The following is a 16,803-nucleotide window of genomic DNA, read 5'->3' on the forward strand; positions in this document are numbered from 1 at the left end:
ATTTTTTTATAAAGTAAGATTACTATTACTACGTTGTAAAGCATTATTAGCTGTATCATCTCAATCTAATGAAACATTAGAATTATGACTGCCATATTGACTACTTGTTTCACTATTAATAGTAAATCTATCATCATTAATTAATCTTGTTGTTTCATTTGTAAAGGAAGTTTCTTGCATTTCTATACTATGATTTGTTTCCATAGGTAATAAATTATGAATAATTTCACTTATTCCTGCAATAATAGTAGGTATTGCATAAGCATTATTAAAATCATTATTAATCCCCATCGCAACACCACTACTAATTAAACAACCACCAGTTGCCATATTTGCTATTTTTTGTATCATTGCAAATTTATTAGGTATTAACTCAGTTAAACCATTAATAACATTGGCGATACCATAAGCATTTAATGAAATATAAGTATCTCAATCAATTAATGACTGATTTTCTTGTTTATCTAATAATAATCATGGCGGTCCTTCCGTAGTAGTTGGAATTGGTGTTGTTGGAATAATAGGATTAATATTATTTTCAGTTCATTTACTATAATTTGCTAAACCCATTGTTCCTAATCCTAATAATATTTTTTTACTACTATTAATTAATTTAGTTTTAGTAGTTGGTTTTTGGTTCAAGTTTCAGATATCTAAACCTAATTTTTTACCAAATAATAAAGAATTAATACTTCCTAATATTGGATTTGCTATTACTTGCCCATAATATGCACTTGTACCAATCATTGCACAAATAGGACTAATTCCCGTTCTTATTAATTTAGTTAAAGTATAATTTGATTGATTTTCTATATTTGGCATTTTAATCTCCTTTAATTTTCTAATTTTTTAATTGTTACTTTAATTCAACCTTGATAAACATCATTATCACCAACTATTAATGCAACATCACTTTCGGGGGTCAGAAACAATGATGTGTTTTGATTTAACATTTGGATATTGTCTTAAAATAATTGCTCTAATATCATTACTTGTATGAATTGCTTTGGGAAATGGTGATAATATTTCAATTTCATCTTTATCACCAAATAAAGTAGGTAATATAATCATTAATGAAATTCTCCATTTTCTATAAACTCAATTACTTTATAATAAGCAGTAAGTTTACCTGCTTCTTTTAATGAATCACATAAACAAATACTAATTTGTTTATTTAACCAAATAATTAATTTTTCATTATATTTATTGATTACTTTTTGTTTAAACTCTTCTCTTATTTTTTTTATATTATTCAAATGTTCTTCTGTTATCTCTTTATTACGTTTTTTATTATATTCATTAATAATTTTTTGGTCTTTATTCATTATCAAACTCACCACTTCTTATTTTTTGAACTAAAATATCTAATAATAAGTCTATTTATGTATTCTCATATTCTTTTTGTGATTTTTTAATATAGTTAATTAATTTTTCTTTATTCATTATTATTCTCCTTATTTTTAGTTAAATTATTAACTATTTTTTCTAAACATTTCAAACATCAATTTTTACTTAATCAAATTCTTTTATTACAATATTTACATTTCTTCATTTTTACTCTTTTCATTTTTTAAATCATTTAACATTAATTGAACAAAATGCACGATTTTTAGGAATATTTAAAGTATTAAAGATTTGACCACTTACTATAATTTCATCATTTTTGTTTAATAAAATACATCGTTTATAAAATTTTGGGTTATTAAAAATTAAAGTAACATAGTTTAATCCATTTCATTGTCCACGAACACTATAATATAATTCTTTATTACCTTTTTCATAATGTTTTGCTTCAATAGTGTTACTCAGTTTTACTGTTAATTTCACATAATTTGATTTATCTTTCATTTTTAAAATTCCTTAAACAATATTGAATATGTTTATATGCATCTTCTTCATGTTTTGTTAATTTTATATTTCCTTTATAATTTTCTATTTTGTTTTTATTTTTTGGATGGTTTTCTAAATAATCTCAATTCATAACATCTTGTACTAACACCATTAATGCACCAATAATTTTAGGAGTTGCTAATGGATTAGTTAATAATTGTTTTGCACTTAAAAAGAAATTTTCTACAATAACTAATATTTTTTTATTATTAAACTCTTGTTTAATCGTTAAAAAGTATTCTTTAAACAAATTTTTACTTTCTAAAACAGTTTCTGCTTTAAATGTTTCATTAAAAATAATATTATTAGTTTCATTTGAATATATAATAATTCCATTACTACCTATTCCTGCTGGGTCAATACCAATAATTAATTCATATTGCATTATTTTTTATATCCCCTACTTAATCTAATATTTAAAATACAGTCATAACAAATTGCTTTACCGTTTTTATCTCTTAAAAAATATTTTCTTGTTTTAATATCATTAGTATTAAAAAATAGATAATCTAATTTATATTGTTTACATGTTCAACAAAAATATTTTTTCATTATGAATTAAAATATTCTTAGTAATATTATTTTCATACAGTAAATGCAGCAATTAAAAGAGCAACAGTTATCATTAAAACTATTGTAGATATTACAACAATAGTAGTTAAAGCAAATTTATTATTATAAATTTTATCAATAAATTTTTCTTTCTTTATTTCATGAGTTTTAATATTTTTTGTTTTCATAATTAATTTTATCCTTTAAATATGCCCTGTTTGCTTTTAGCATAAATGGCATATATTTTTGTTTTTTTATTTATTAATACTATTAATATTATTTTTCTTAGAAAAATGGGCTCAAAAATAAATTTAAAAAAAAATAAAAAATAAAACCAACACTCGCTCACTAGGGGAGTGGCAAGGTTGGTTAAATAAAAAATAGAATTAATATAATAGGTCCCTACAACAGGTCTATATATACTAATTACTAATTCGCTCTCACCCCAAGAATTACCATTTAATGGTTAGTATAATTTATTAGGTATCACTCCACTTTTTATTTATCCATGCAAGTCCACATGTTTTAGCTACTATTTTTAACAACTGTGGTGTAGTTCACTGTTTTAGTTCCCTAACACGTGTTGATAATAGTGTTAAAGAAGGTTATTAATTATTAACTTTCTCCTACTTGGTCACTGCGTGTAGTAGATATTTAAAGCGTGTTAATAATAAAAATTTTAAAATTTTACAATTACAAAAAAAGACAAGATTTTTATTCTCGTCTTTTGTCATTTATTTTAATTTAAGGATTTAAAAAGGAAAGGAGATATTTACACAAAAATATTAGTTATAGACATCTTCGCTAAGCTCCCAAAATTATATATATACTACATTAACTTTTTTCTTTATAAATCCTTTACTTTTTTGATAATAATTTACATATAAAAAGCATTTATTACATATTTATTATTTTTGGATGTATTGAGTTATTATATTTTTATTTTATTCCAATAATTTAAAAATTTCCAAAATTAAAATCTATTTTTAAATTTAAAAGAAAACTTAGACAAAATAATATTCCACAATCTAATTAAAAAGTTACCTTATTGGTAACTTTTTTTATGACATATTTAACTTGTTTGTGTTTGGCTCTAATTTAAGTTTTTCAAAATTAGAATTAAAATATTCTTTTTTAATATTAAAATATTCTTGTTTTATATTTTCAATTGATTTATTTAACTTTTCCAATTCTTCATTATGATATTTAAATAATTTATCTTTTTTTTGTTTTAATTCCATAATTCCTTTTTTTAAATCTTTAATTTTTTCATCTAATTTTTCAAATTCTTCTTTGTCTGTAATCATCTTTTAATCTTCCTTTCAAAATAAAAACTCATTTATTTTTAATTAAATAATGAATTAAAAATTTATATTAAGTTTTACATTTATTATAAATTAAAATATAAAAAAAGAAAAGTTATAATTAGAAACGAATTAACTTTTCTTATTAAGAAAATCATATTTTCTATAAATTTAAATACTTTTACCATTATCAAATATAAACATTTGCAAAAATCACAAAATTATGTAAAATTTTTATTTGCATGTAAAAATCAATTAGAAACCATAAATTAAATAAACATATTATTTAAGTAATATTGTTTTTGTTTTGCTAATAAACTTAACTGTTCTTTAACTAATTCAATTTTCCTATCAATAATAGTAAAAAAATGTGCAATCTTAGTTTGTTCATTAATATTATTTGTCAAAGAAATAAAAACATTTTTTAACATTAAAAAATGCCTTTTATATCCACTTTGTGAAACATTATTTAATAATACTGAATAATAAATAAATTTTAAATTAAAATTTCTAAAACTATTACTTAATTCTAAAAGTTTTATACCATCATCTGCAACAAAAAAATACTTATCAAGATATTTTAAAATAGTTGTATGATCACCAAAAAGAATAATTGGTAATTGTTCCACTAAATTTCCTTTTTTAATATATGAATCAATAAAATCTTTTTTTTGCGATATTAAAGGTAATTTTGTATTTGATTCAAAATTTTTTTTAATTTTTAAAGATTTTATTGTTGTTAATACTTCTTGAACTTGTTTTAAAACTCATTCATCATTAAATCCTTTAAATCTAATTTGGGGATAACCTTTTTCATTTGCAAACATATTATTTAAGTAATATTGTTTTTGTTTTGTTAATAAACTTAACTGTTCCTTAACTAATTCTATTTTTTTATCAATAATAGTAAAAAAATTACCAATTAAATTTTGTTGGATAATATTAGGAATTTTAACTTGTAAATTTAATAATAATGTTTTTGATAAATTATATCTAGTAAAACCATTAGCCATTTTAATAATTTTTTCCCTATATTGAATTGATAAAAGTAAAAAAAGTAAAAAAATTGAATTTATGATTCTTATATCAATTATTCTAAAACCAGAACAAAAACTATTTAAGTAAACATTGTCAGTGTCTGAATTAAAAATAGAACAAAGTCCTACTTCATTATAAGTTTCTGAAGTCATCGTAAATAAAATATCACCTTTAATTAAACGATTTTGATTCTCATTTTTATTAATATTTACATATTTTAAAGAATCAATTTTTATAAACCTATTATTATAAATATTTGTATATGTAACATAGTAAAAATTAGAATTATTTATTTCAAAATCTGCTTTTGTTTTTTTATAAAGCCCACGAAAAAAAATTCCAATATCATTAAGCTTATATTTTTTTCATTCATCATCAAACCCTTTAAATCTAATTTTTGGCACCAGAGATTTATTCATTATTAATCACCAACGCTTTTACCAGTAACTTAAATTCTTCATTTAATTTTTGCATTGCTTGTTCATTAGTAATTAATTTCTCTTCTAATTCTTTAATATTAATAATTTCTTTTTCAGCTGTATTATCAATATAACGAGCAATATTTAAGTTATAATCATTTGCTTTAATTATTTCAATCGCAACTAAATTAGAAAATTTAGCAATAGTTTTTCTGTTATTAAAAACATTAATAATTTTAATAATATTTTCATCAGTTAAAGTATTTTTATTTCCTTGCTTGGCAAATTCTTTCGAAGCATCAATAAACAAAATGGCATTATCACTTTTCCATTTTTTCATTACAATAATACAAGTTGGAATTGATGTCCCATAAAACATATTAGCTGGTAAACTAATAATAGTATCAATTCAATTTTTAGCAATCATATATTTTCTAATAATTAATTCAGCATTACCTCTAAACAAAATTCCATGTGGAATAACAACGGCCATGACGCCATTAGCAGCTAATTTATAAATCATATTTTGAATAAAAGCAAAATCAGCTTTTGTTTTTGGTGCTAATTTGCCATAAGCACTAAATCTTTCATCACTTAAAAATTTTTGATTTGCCGATCAATGAGAACTATATGGCGGATTGGCAACAATTATTTCAAATTCTTGTCCTTTAAAACCATCATCTTCTAATGTGTCACCATGATAAATATCAAATTTATTATACTTTAAACCATGTAACATCATATTCATTCTTGCGATATTATATGAATTGGTTTTTAATTCTTGACCATATAAATGACCAATTTTTAATTCTTTATATACTCTTAATAGTAATGAACCAGAACCACATGTTGGATCATAAACCGTTTTAATTTCCGTTTTTCCTTGACTAACTAATTTAGCTAATAATTTAGAAACAGGTTGTGGTGTATAAAATTCACCTGCTGCTTTTACTGATTCAGAAGCAAATTTACTAATTAAATATTCATAGGCATCACCTAAAATATCAATTTCTGCGTCGTCAATTTCAAAATTAATTTCATTAATTTTTAACATTACTTTAGCAATGATGTTACTTTTCTCGGTTTCTGTTTTTCCCAATTTACTAGAATCTAAATCAACAGAATCAAATAAATTTTCAAATTCTTTTGCTGATGCATGACCAACTGTTGATTCAATTAATTTGTTAAACGCTTTTCTTAAGATGAAGATATCAAATTTTCCACTATTAATTTTTTTAATTATTGCTTGTCATAAATATTCTGGTTCAATATAATATCCAGCACTATCATTATCATATAAAACTTCTAAAAAATCACTGCGATATTTTTCATTAGTTAAAGCAGTATAATAATCAATCCCCTCCATTGTTAAATCTTTTGCTATTATCGATTGGACATTATCTGATAAATAACGATAAAATATTAATCCTAAGATATACTCTTTATATTCGGATGGTTCCATTGTCCCCCGTAGCGTATTAGAAATATCTCATAATTTAGAAAATAATTGTTGTTGTTGGACATTTTGTTTTTCATGTGTTGTCATAATATCTTTTCCTAACTTTCAAACTTATTAATTAAATCAATTATATTTAATTCTAATGCTTTTTTTATTTCATTTTTTGCTTTTATTTTAGAAATATTTTTATTAATAGCTATTTTTTCAGTATGTTGTTGATTAATCTTTTCTCTAATTAAATTAGAAGGCAAGTGATTAGTAAAGCGATATTCACTAATAATTTCATTAATGTCTAATTTATCTATATTATATTTTTTACTAATTTTAATTATTTGTTGTTCATATTCTTTATCACAAAATTGCTCATATCTTGCTTCTAAATCTGCAATATTTTTAAGAGTAGGAATAACTCTTTCAATAAATGAATTTATTAATTCTGTTTTATATTTTAATACTTGATCAGTTGAGTCTAATATTTCTTTTTTTATTTCTTTAATTTGTTTTTCTTTTCTTTTAATATTATTTAAATCTATTTTTTTTAATAATTCTAAAATATAATGAACATTAATTTTATTACTATAAATTAATTCTAATTCAAAACCAACATCTGCTAAAACAGATAATTTTTCTTTTCTAATTTTTTCATCACTTAGTGATAAATAACGAGATTTAAACTCATTATATTCATTTTCACTAAAATTATATTTACTTTGATTAATATCAAATTCAATAAATGTTTCTAATTTTAATAATATTTTTACTATTTCTTTAAATAAAAAAATAAATTCTTTAATTTTAACTTCATCACCATCATTTCCTACATCATAAGCACAATTATAATTTTTTTTTAATTTATTCACTAACTTAATAAATTCTAGTTCATAATAATCAAATGGTTTCATTAATATTTGATCAGTAGTGGCACTATTAGAAAACAATAAAATTGCTTCATCAACAGTATTTTTAGTAGTTTGATAACAAATAATATTACCAAATGGTTTAGTAATATTTATAATTCTGTTTGTTCGTGAAAATGCTTGGATTAATTTATGATATTTTAATAATTTATCTAAATATAATGCGCTAGTTGTGGGTGAATCAAAACCTGTTAAAAACATATCAACAACAATTAATAAATCAATTTCTTTGTTTTTAACTTTCTTTTGTAAATCAATAAAATATTCATTAAATCTATTGATATTAAAATTAGTATCAAAGTTTATATTATAATCTTTAATTATTTTTTCTAATTCTGTTTTAAAAGAAAAATCTTTATTATTTAAATCTTCATTTGCTTCAAATGTAAAAATTGAAGCAATTTTTAAATTATGTTTTAAATTTTTAAATGTTTTATAATATTTAATTGCCATATTAATATTTTTAACAGCAAATATGGCATTATATTTCTTTCCATATGTTTTTCTTGAAAATGTTAAAATTATATTTTTTGAAATAGAGTTAATTCTAGAATCATTTATCAATAATTCATCATTATTAATATCTTCAATTAATTCATTATTAGGTTCTTTTTTATTTCTAATTGATTCCATATAGTCAACATTAAAACCCAAAACATTACCATCTGCTATTGCATTATTGATTAAATATTTATGGATACATTTATGAAATATATCAGCTGTTGTTCTTCCATCTTCTGATTTATTTTTTTCAAATCGTGGTGTACCAGTAAATCCAAAATATTGTGCATGTTCAAAAATTTTTTTAATGCTAATATACATTTTTCCAAATTGACTTCTATGACATTCATCAATAATAAAAATTACTTTTTTATTCTTAAATTTAGCGATTATTGATTTATATTTTTCATTTTTACAAGCATTAGCCATTTTTTGAATTGTCCTTAATATTATTTTTTTAGTAGCATCTTGCATATTTTTAATTAAGTTATAAGTACTGTCAGTATAATCAACACTATCTTTTTCAAATTTATTGAACTCTTCAATGGTTTGAAAATCCAAATCTTTTCTATCAACTAAAAAAATATTTTTTCCTTTTCTGGCATATATTTTAAAATTTGACTTAATTTAAAAGAAGTTAAAGTTTTTCCAGATCCAGTTGTATGTCAAATATAAGCATTATTATTAGTTTCATTTGCTATTTTAATAAGTTTCTCAACTGCATAAATTTGATAAGGTCTCATTATCATTAATATTTTTTTACTTTCATTAATAATCATATATCTCACAATCATTTTACTAACATGACATTTATTTAAAAAATTTTTAGTAAAATCAAATAAATTAGTTATTCTATTATTTAATTCATCAGTTCAATAAAAAGAATTTTCAAATAAAATATTGCCATCATTATTTGAAAAATATTTAGTATCTACAAGATTAGAAATTATAAAAAACTGAATAAATTTTAATAATTCTTTATGAGATTCTTTTTTATATCTATTAATTTGATTAAAAGCTTCTTTAAAATTTATTCCTGGTTTTTTTAATTCAATTTGTATTAAAGGTAAACCATTAATTAAAATTGTTATATCATATCTATTTTGAAAAATACTTTTTATTGTTAATTGATTAGTAAATTGAAAAACATTATCACATCATTTATCTTTATTAAATAATTCTAAATCTACTTTTTTAAAATCATCACGCTCAATTGTAATTTTCTGTCTTAATATTTTTGCAGAATTAAAAATACTTTTACCATTAATTTTAAATAATAATTTTTCAAATTCTTTGTCAGTTAATGGTTTATTATTTAATTCATTTTTATTATGATTAAAAATTTGATTTCTAAAATTATTTTTAATATCTTCTTCATTATTTAATTTTATATATTCATAACCTTCAATTTTTAATTTATTAATAAACTTTTTTTCTAATTCCGATTCACTTACATATTTATTTTCCATTTTTAAATCTTCCCAGTAATTTTGATTATAAATATTTAATTATTTATACTATATAATTATATAATAAAAAAGCAAATTTTTATGTTGTAATAATATTTTAATTTTATTATATTAAAATTGTTAGCGAAAAATAGAAAAATACCATGTAGTATTAATTTAATTGGTTGTTTTTGCTGTTATTTTCTTAAACTAAGCAAGGTTAACGATAATTTTAATTTAATTAAAAAGGATAGAATTTTATATCTATCTTTTTCTTAGTTTTTGGAAAATTATCTACCAACCAAATATTTTACGCGCTCATTAATTTTTCATTTTTATTTAATTCAATAAATTTAATATCTTTAAATCATTTTACATAACATTTAGTTTGACCACTACTAGTTGTTTTATAATTAATATTTTTATAATACAATAACTTTCTAATGCACCACAAAGTTTAATTAAAGGAACAATATCTGTATTATTATTGTTATAAGCATTTTTACAGTTTCAAAATATATTATGGGTTCTAATTTATCTTTTTGTAAAAAAATTTTTTTTTGTTGCATTCTTCAAAAATGACATAATTAATTTTCACTTTTTATTATTTTTAAAATAATAACCATTATATTGTTCATAAAATTCACAAGATATTAATTCATTTTCATTAGTATTATATTTGGAATATTTTTAATATATTTTAAAATATCACGACCTTTAATATTTTCAATATCTTTTGTAATTAATTTTTTACCTAACTTATAATTAAAATCTTCAATTATTTTTATTATTTTTTGATTTTGATTATTAATAATAGTAATATGTAATAATTTAAAAATAAATAAAGAACAGGATTTATGGTTATTGCATTTCTATATAAACTTAATTTCAATTTCATACAATAACAATTCAATAAAAATTAATAAATTACTCTTTTATCGTGATATAAAAGTATTTACATAAAGTACTCACAATTAGACTTCTACGACAGTTTATTAAGCTTTTTATTTAATAATTAAAAGTTTTTATCTCTCATTTAAGTTCTTATTTAATCTATACACATTTGCAATACAACCAACACCACTTATGTTTTTAATTAAAAAAACATATTTTAAATTTTTTACAATAAAATTTTGGAAAAAACTAATAAACTAAGCATCTTTTTAACTTTCTATCATAACTTTTTTTTACATTGCAATTATAAATAGCGCTCATCTTAAATTAATTTATTTTAAAATATATAGTAAAGTAGTATAATGTGTACAAAACCAAGAAAGAAGGCATATTAAATGATAAAAAAAATCAATGATGATTTAAACAATTATATTAGTGAACATATAAAATATCAAATGCTTAGTTTTAAATTAAGTAATGATGCAAACCAAAAAGGATTTCCTGGATTTGCACGATTTTTTCAAATAGAAGCAGCTGATGCTGTTGTTCATATTCGTAAAATCTGCAACTATTTAATGGATCAAGATGCTGAAGTTGAAATTAAAGATATTAAAGTTCCAATTTTTACTACCAAAAATATCGAAGATACATTAAAAAAATTAAAAGCTACTAAAGAAGAATTACTTGATTTTACTAATAAACTTGTTAAAAGTGCTCGCGAAAATAATGATAATTTAACTGCAAAATTTTATGATTGATTTTTAATTGATTTCTATGAAGAAATTGCTTATGAAAAAGATTTATTAGATTGAATTGCCATGTCTAATCATAACCTTTATAAAATTGATAAACGTTTACTAAAAACTGAAGAACCAGACACTTTAAAAGTCATTGTTCCATTTTATGAAGCTGAATAAATATATGCAATTTAATTTATTATTAAAAATGTATAAGAAAAATTATACATTTTTTATTTTTAAAATTTTATTTGACAAAAAAATACATCAATTATCAATTTTTATTTAAAGGCATTATTTAAAAAAATTAATTCATCTTCAATATTTAATCTTGGAAATAATAACTCTTTTTTATTAATAGTCCTATTAAAAATTTCATTTAAATTAATTGTTACTACTGGCGTAGTAATTTTGAAAACACCCAATTGTTGATGAATTTTTAGAGAACTACTAACTAAAATTGGACTTAATAGGGCACTACTAGTAATTAAAATATTTGCTAATAAATTTAAAACATTATGTAGTTCCATAATTTTATTATTGTTATATAAATCTCATGGTTTTGATAAATCAATTAATTTATTACCAGCAGTTATTAATCTAAAAACAATATTAATTGCTTCATTAATTTGATACTCACCCATTTCAATATTAAAATCAATAATAGTACTTTTAATATTTTTAATTATTGCTGTTGCTTCTGGTTGCAGTTTATTTAAATTAATCTTGGGAATTTTACCATCACAATATTTACTAATCATTGTCACTGTTCGTGAAAGCAAATTACCTAAATCATTAACAAGATAAGAATTATAACAATTTAAAAATAATTGATGACTATATTTAGCATCATGACCAATAGTAATTTCTTTCATTAAAAAAAAGCGTAAGCTATCGGCACCATAACGATTGACTAATATTAAAGGATCAATAACATTACCTTTTGATTTTGACATTTTACCTTCTTCATTAATAATTCAACCATGAGCTAAAATTCGATTTGGTTGTCTTAATTTTAATGCCATTAATAAAATCGGTCAATAAATCATATGAAAACGACTAATTTCTTTGCCAACTAAGTTTACAATTTCACAATTGCCATCTAGTCAAAACTTTTTAAAATTAATATCATTTTCTTGTAAATAACCTAAAGCTGTTAAATAATTACTTAATGCATCAATTCAAACATAAACAACATATTTAGGATCTTCTAATACTGGTATTCCTCAATCAAAACTAGTTCTAGTAATACTTAGTTCTTCTAAACCAGGAGTAATAAAATTATTAATCATTTCTGTTTTCCGATTAAGTGGTCATAAAAATAATGGATGTTTATTATAATAATCTAATAGTTGCTTAGTATACTTTCCTAGTTTTAAAAAATATGATGGCTCTGATAAGGAGTTAACACTACCTTGACATGTTTTACATGTATTATTAGTTTTGTTAATTTGATTATCTGTTAAAAATTCTTCACAAGAAACACAATATAAACCTTCATATTTTCCTAAATAAATATCATCTTGTTTTAATAATTTACTAAATATTTTTTGAACGGTTGTAATATGATTTTTATCAGTTGTTCTAATAAATTTATCATAATCAATATTTAATTTTGCTCACAAATTTTTAAAACTAACAACAATATTATCAACAAACTTTTGTGGTGTTTGTTTATTTTCATTTGCCTTTTTAGCAATTTTTTGACCGTGTTCATCACTTCCTGTTAAGAAAAAAACTTCATAACTCTGCGTTTTCTTATAACGGGCTAGAACATCAGCAATAACTGTTGTATAAGCATGACCCAAATGCAATTGAGCACTCGGGTAATAAATAGGGGTAGTAATATAAAATCTTTTAGTCATTATTTGCTCCTAAATTTAAAAATAAGTTTACATTAAAATAATACTATTTATTATAATACTTATTTAAAAAAAATAACATTTTAATTTTTTATAAAAAACTATTACTTTGGATAGTAAAAATATTCAACATTAAATAATTAATAAAAATGGAAATCGATATGTCAGCACAAGAACTAAAATAAATTATGGCAATTTATATAAAGTTACAAATCGTGGTGAACTTTCAAAAATAAATAATTGAGAGGAAGGTAAAGACGAAATTCATAGTATAACATCTGTTAAAATGGTGATATTTATATAGAAACAGAAGTTGAGATTAATACAGGTGGTTTATACGTAATTAAAAAAATATAATAATAAACCACCTATTTATACTTCTTTAATTTTCATAACAACCAAATAAAATTAGAGTAGATTACTACACCAATTTTTAGTTAAATTAGCAAACACATTGATAGCAAAAGATTGCTTATCATGTAATTGTTAAACTCACCAACACTATTACTTGCAAGTTAAAAATAAAGTCTAATCATACCTAACTAAATAATTATCATTTAGTATTTACTTTTTTTCTTTAAAAACTTTATCAAAAATATAATCAACATTTATTAAAAAAATATTATTATTACAACATTGATTTAATTGTTCAGTAGTTAAATATTGATTAATATTATTTTTTATTAATACATCTTTAAAATTAGTCATTTCATTTTGTGCTTCTAAAGTACATTTTTGAATAAAATCATAAGCGATTTCGCGTGTTATATTTGGATTATTTTTAATAATTGCTAATAAAACTACTTGTGAAAAATAAAGTTCATTAGTTTTACTAATATTATTTGCCATAGCATCAGTATTAACAACTAAATTATCTAAAATACTTATCATTCTAGTAATAATAAAATCTAAAATATGATAAATATCTGGCAAAATAATACGCTCATTAGAACTATGAGAAATATCACGTTCATATCATAGTAAATTATTCTCATATGCAGCACTATTATAACTACGAACTAATCTTGCTAGACCACAAATATTCTCACAACTAATTGGATTTTTTTTATGTGGCATTGAACTTGAACCTTTTTGTGAAGCAGCAAACCCTTCTAAAAGCTCGTTAACTTCACTACGTTGACTCAAACGAATTTCTAAAGCTATTTTTTCAATTGTTGTTGCAATTGAACTTAGTTGAGTAACTAAAAAGATCAAACGATCACGTTGTACTACTTGTGTTGCACAACTATCAACTTCCATTTTTCATTTTTTAGCAATACATTCACTAATTTTTGGTGAAATGTGAACAAAATTACCCATGGCACCTGTAATTTTAATAACTTCATTTTGTTTCCTTGCTAAATTAAACCTTACTAACTGCCTACTTAATTCATCATATCATAATGCAAACTTTAAACCTAGTGAAGTTGGCTCACCAAAAATACCATGAGTACGACCAATTACCAATTTTCTTTTATATTTAACAGCTAATTGTTTTAATTTTATTTGTAAATTAAGCAAATCATTTTCAATAACTTCATTTGCTAATTTTATTTGTAAATTTTGAACACTATCAACCATATCAGTAGAAGTTAAGCCATAATGGATTCAACGACTTTCATTTTTTAAATTAGCACTCAGCATTCTAGTAAAAGCAACAACATCATGTTTAGTTTCTAATTCTAATTTATTCATCAAATCAATATTTAACTTAACATTTTTTTTAATTAATTGAAAATCTTTAATCGGAATTATTTTTAATTGTTGTAATGACTGACAAACATCAATTTGAAAATCCATTCATAAACTTAAACGATTTTTCATATTTCAAATATTAGTCATGGCTTTTGTTTCATAACGTGCAATCATTTTTACTCCTTAATAAATATAGTTTGTTTACGATCTGGACCAACAGAAAATATTTTAATTGGTACACCAACTAATTCACTAATTTTCTTTAAATAATTTTTAGCATTTGCTGGTAATTGATCATAATTAGTAATATTAGCAATATCTTCATTTCAACCAGGCATCGTAATAAATTGTGGTTGACATTTATTAAAATTAATAATTTGTGAAGGTATGTACCTAATTATTTCACCATTTAAAAGGTAATGAGTACAAATACTTAATGTTTCAATACCAGTTAGGACATCTAGTAACATAATAGCTAAGCCAGTAAAACCATTAATTTGAGCACTATATTTAGCAATAACTGCATCAAATCATCCAATTCTTCTTGCTCTTTTTGAAACGGTACCATATTCATTACCAATCGTACGAATATACTCTGCTAATTTACCAAAAATTTCACTAGGAAATGGACCAGCACCAACTCTTGTACTATATGATTTAGTTACCCCAATAATTTCATTAACTGCTTTTAAAGAAAATCCACAACCAATGGCAATCGAACTAGCACTCGGATTAGAAGATGTTACAAAAGGGTATGTACCATGATCTAAATCTAATAAAGTACCTTGTGCTCCTTCAAATAATATCTTTTTATTTCTAACTAATTGTTCATTTAAAAATTGACTAGTATCAATAATTAAATTTTTAAAATTTGGTAATAACTCTAATAAACGATTATATATTATTTGTGCATTAAATTCTTTTTCATAGTCATAAACATGTTTTAATATTTTATTTTTAATTACTAAATTATCAGTAATAAGTTCCAATAAACGTTCTTTATTTAATAAATCACCGATTCTAATTCCAATTCGACTAACTTTATCGCTATAACAAGGACCAATTCCTTTTTTAGTAGTACCAATAGCTTTATCATCTTTAAACTTCTCTTCACATTCATCAAATGCTAAATGATAAGGTAAAATAATGTGAGCACGATCAGAAATACGTAAATTTTGACAACTAAAACCTGCCGTTTTTAAATATTGAATTTCAGAAACTAATTTTTCTGGATTAATAACACAACCACTAGCAATAACACAATATGAATCTTTATTAAAGATACCAGAAGGAATAATACTTAATTTATATTTTTGATGGTCAAAGACAATTGTGTGACCAGCATTATCACCACCACTTCAACGAACAATAATATCAGAATTTTGACTATAATAATCAGTTATTTTACCTTTCCCCTCATCACCTCACTGACAACCAATAATAGCAGTAGTTCTAAATGGCTTTAAGTGATTAGTTGTTGCTACTATATTTTTAGTATCAGTAACTTTAGTAATAACTTTTTGATTTTTTTCTTCTATTATATCTTTTGATTTTTCAATGTTTACTTTTAAGTTATTTACTGATTTACCAACTTTTGTAACTACTACTTTATTTTTTACCACTTTCAGTTTTACTTTATCTGGTTTCGCTTTTGAACTTGCTTTGTCTATTGTTGGTTTAATTATCTTCTTCTTTGTTTCCATTTTGTCTCCTTTATACTTAAAAAAGTATTTATAAATTTATAAATTAATTATATAATTATTTAGTAATGATTATCAAAATATTGTTATTAAAATAAAATAGTAAAGGAGATGTAAAAAATGAAATGAAATTTTGATAATGATAATTTTCAAAGCGAAAATAATGATGAATTTGATAAACTATGTCCTGTTTGTAAACAAAGATTATTAGAAGCAAAACTTGAAAAAATAAAAGAAATGAATCAATACCAACAAACTCAATATGATATTTTATTAATTGAAGAAATAAAAAAAGAATTAGAAAAAATTAAAAGAGAACAAGAAACACAACTTTATGTTTATTTTTGTAGAAAACATAAAAATGAAAACATTCTTTAGTTTTTAATT

The 16,803-nt window shown here is 21.9% G+C and carries 16 protein-coding genes and 1 pseudogene; 2 read left to right on the forward strand and 15 right to left on the reverse strand.

Going from position 1 to position 16,803, the window contains the following annotated elements:
- Window positions 1–6: 6 nt before the first annotated feature.
- From ACQH25_RS06790 to ACQH25_RS06845, 12 genes and pseudogenes are all read right to left on the reverse strand, one after another.
- Window positions 7–822, reverse strand: coding sequence for a hypothetical protein (locus tag ACQH25_RS06790; protein ID WP_425381239.1), 816 nt, complete (start codon window positions 820–822; stop codon window positions 7–9).
- Between the two features lie 63 nt (window positions 823–885).
- Window positions 886–1,071, reverse strand: coding sequence for a hypothetical protein (locus ACQH25_RS06795; protein ID WP_425381240.1), 186 nt, complete (start codon window positions 1,069–1,071; stop codon window positions 886–888).
- On the reverse strand, window positions 1,071–1,325 hold the full coding sequence (locus tag ACQH25_RS06800) for a hypothetical protein (protein WP_425380729.1): 255 nt from the start codon (window positions 1,323–1,325) through the stop codon (window positions 1,071–1,073). The genes ACQH25_RS06795 and ACQH25_RS06800 overlap by 1 nt, the downstream gene beginning before the upstream one ends.
- A 229-nt stretch (window positions 1,326–1,554) precedes the next feature.
- Window positions 1,555–1,848, reverse strand: a complete 294-nt coding sequence (locus tag ACQH25_RS06805; RefSeq protein ID WP_425380730.1) for a hypothetical protein — start codon at window positions 1,846–1,848, stop codon at window positions 1,555–1,557.
- A complete protein-coding gene (locus ACQH25_RS06810; RefSeq protein ID WP_425380731.1) occupies window positions 1,838–2,275 on the reverse strand; it encodes a hypothetical protein in 438 nt (145 codons plus the stop codon). The genes ACQH25_RS06805 and ACQH25_RS06810 overlap by 11 nt, the downstream gene beginning before the upstream one ends.
- A gap of 193 nt (window positions 2,276–2,468) precedes the next feature.
- Window positions 2,469–2,630: a hypothetical protein gene (locus tag ACQH25_RS06815; RefSeq protein ID WP_425380732.1), complete on the reverse strand. Its 162-nt coding sequence runs from the start codon at window positions 2,628–2,630 to the stop codon at window positions 2,469–2,471.
- A gap of 873 nt (window positions 2,631–3,503) precedes the next feature.
- Window positions 3,504–3,749: a hypothetical protein gene (locus ACQH25_RS06820; protein ID WP_425381241.1), complete on the reverse strand. Its 246-nt coding sequence runs from the start codon at window positions 3,747–3,749 to the stop codon at window positions 3,504–3,506.
- Window positions 3,750–4,015: 266 nt separating this feature from the next.
- Entirely contained in the window at window positions 4,016–5,203 is a 1,188-nt protein-coding gene (locus tag ACQH25_RS06825) for a restriction endonuclease subunit S (protein ID WP_425381242.1), read from the reverse strand.
- Window positions 5,196–6,749 (reverse strand): type I restriction-modification system subunit M, encoded by a 1,554-nt coding sequence (locus ACQH25_RS06830; RefSeq protein WP_425381243.1) that lies wholly within the window; start codon window positions 6,747–6,749, stop codon window positions 5,196–5,198. Before ACQH25_RS06830 ends, ACQH25_RS06825 begins: the two co-directional genes overlap by 8 nt.
- Before the next feature lie 11 nt (window positions 6,750–6,760).
- Entirely contained in the window at window positions 6,761–8,032 is a 1,272-nt protein-coding gene (locus ACQH25_RS06835) for a type I restriction endonuclease subunit R, EcoR124 family (RefSeq protein WP_425381858.1), read from the reverse strand.
- Window positions 8,033–8,172: 140 nt separating this feature from the next.
- Window positions 8,173–9,549, reverse strand: a pseudogene (locus tag ACQH25_RS06840) (DEAD/DEAH box helicase family protein); the annotation flags it as partial.
- Between the two features lie 289 nt (window positions 9,550–9,838).
- The gene (locus ACQH25_RS06845; protein ID WP_425381244.1) at window positions 9,839–9,961 is read right to left on the reverse strand and encodes a hypothetical protein; all 123 of its coding nucleotides are present in this window, start codon (window positions 9,959–9,961) and stop codon (window positions 9,839–9,841) included.
- A gap of 856 nt (window positions 9,962–10,817) precedes the next feature.
- Between ACQH25_RS06845 and ACQH25_RS06850 the strand changes: the two genes are divergently transcribed.
- A complete protein-coding gene (locus ACQH25_RS06850; RefSeq protein WP_425381245.1) occupies window positions 10,818–11,339 on the forward strand; it encodes a ferritin-like domain-containing protein in 522 nt (173 codons plus the stop codon).
- A gap of 101 nt (window positions 11,340–11,440) precedes the next feature.
- Here ACQH25_RS06850 and metG read toward each other — a convergent pair whose 3' ends face one another.
- The 3 genes from metG to ACQH25_RS06865 all read right to left on the reverse strand — a co-directional run bounded on the left by metG (window position 11,441) and on the right by ACQH25_RS06865 (window position 16,419).
- A complete protein-coding gene (gene metG / locus ACQH25_RS06855; RefSeq protein ID WP_425381246.1) occupies window positions 11,441–13,024 on the reverse strand; it encodes a methionine--tRNA ligase in 1,584 nt (527 codons plus the stop codon).
- A 561-nt stretch (window positions 13,025–13,585) separates the two neighbouring features.
- Entirely contained in the window at window positions 13,586–14,890 is a 1,305-nt protein-coding gene (purB, locus tag ACQH25_RS06860) for an adenylosuccinate lyase (RefSeq protein WP_425381247.1), read from the reverse strand.
- 2 nt (window positions 14,891–14,892) lie between these two features.
- Window positions 14,893–16,419, reverse strand: coding sequence for an adenylosuccinate synthase (locus ACQH25_RS06865; RefSeq protein ID WP_425381248.1), 1,527 nt, complete (start codon window positions 16,417–16,419; stop codon window positions 14,893–14,895).
- A 117-nt stretch (window positions 16,420–16,536) separates the two neighbouring features.
- On the opposite strand from ACQH25_RS06865, the gene ACQH25_RS06870 reads away from it, so the two are divergent.
- A complete protein-coding gene (locus tag ACQH25_RS06870) occupies window positions 16,537–16,794 on the forward strand; it encodes a hypothetical protein (RefSeq protein WP_425381249.1) in 258 nt (85 codons plus the stop codon).
- Window positions 16,795–16,803 lie beyond the last annotated feature (9 nt).

It is taken from the genome of Spiroplasma endosymbiont of Polydrusus pterygomalis (genome assembly GCF_964030825.1).
Classification (GTDB): domain Bacteria; phylum Bacillota_I; class Bacilli_A; order Mycoplasmatales; family VBWQ01; genus Spiroplasma_E.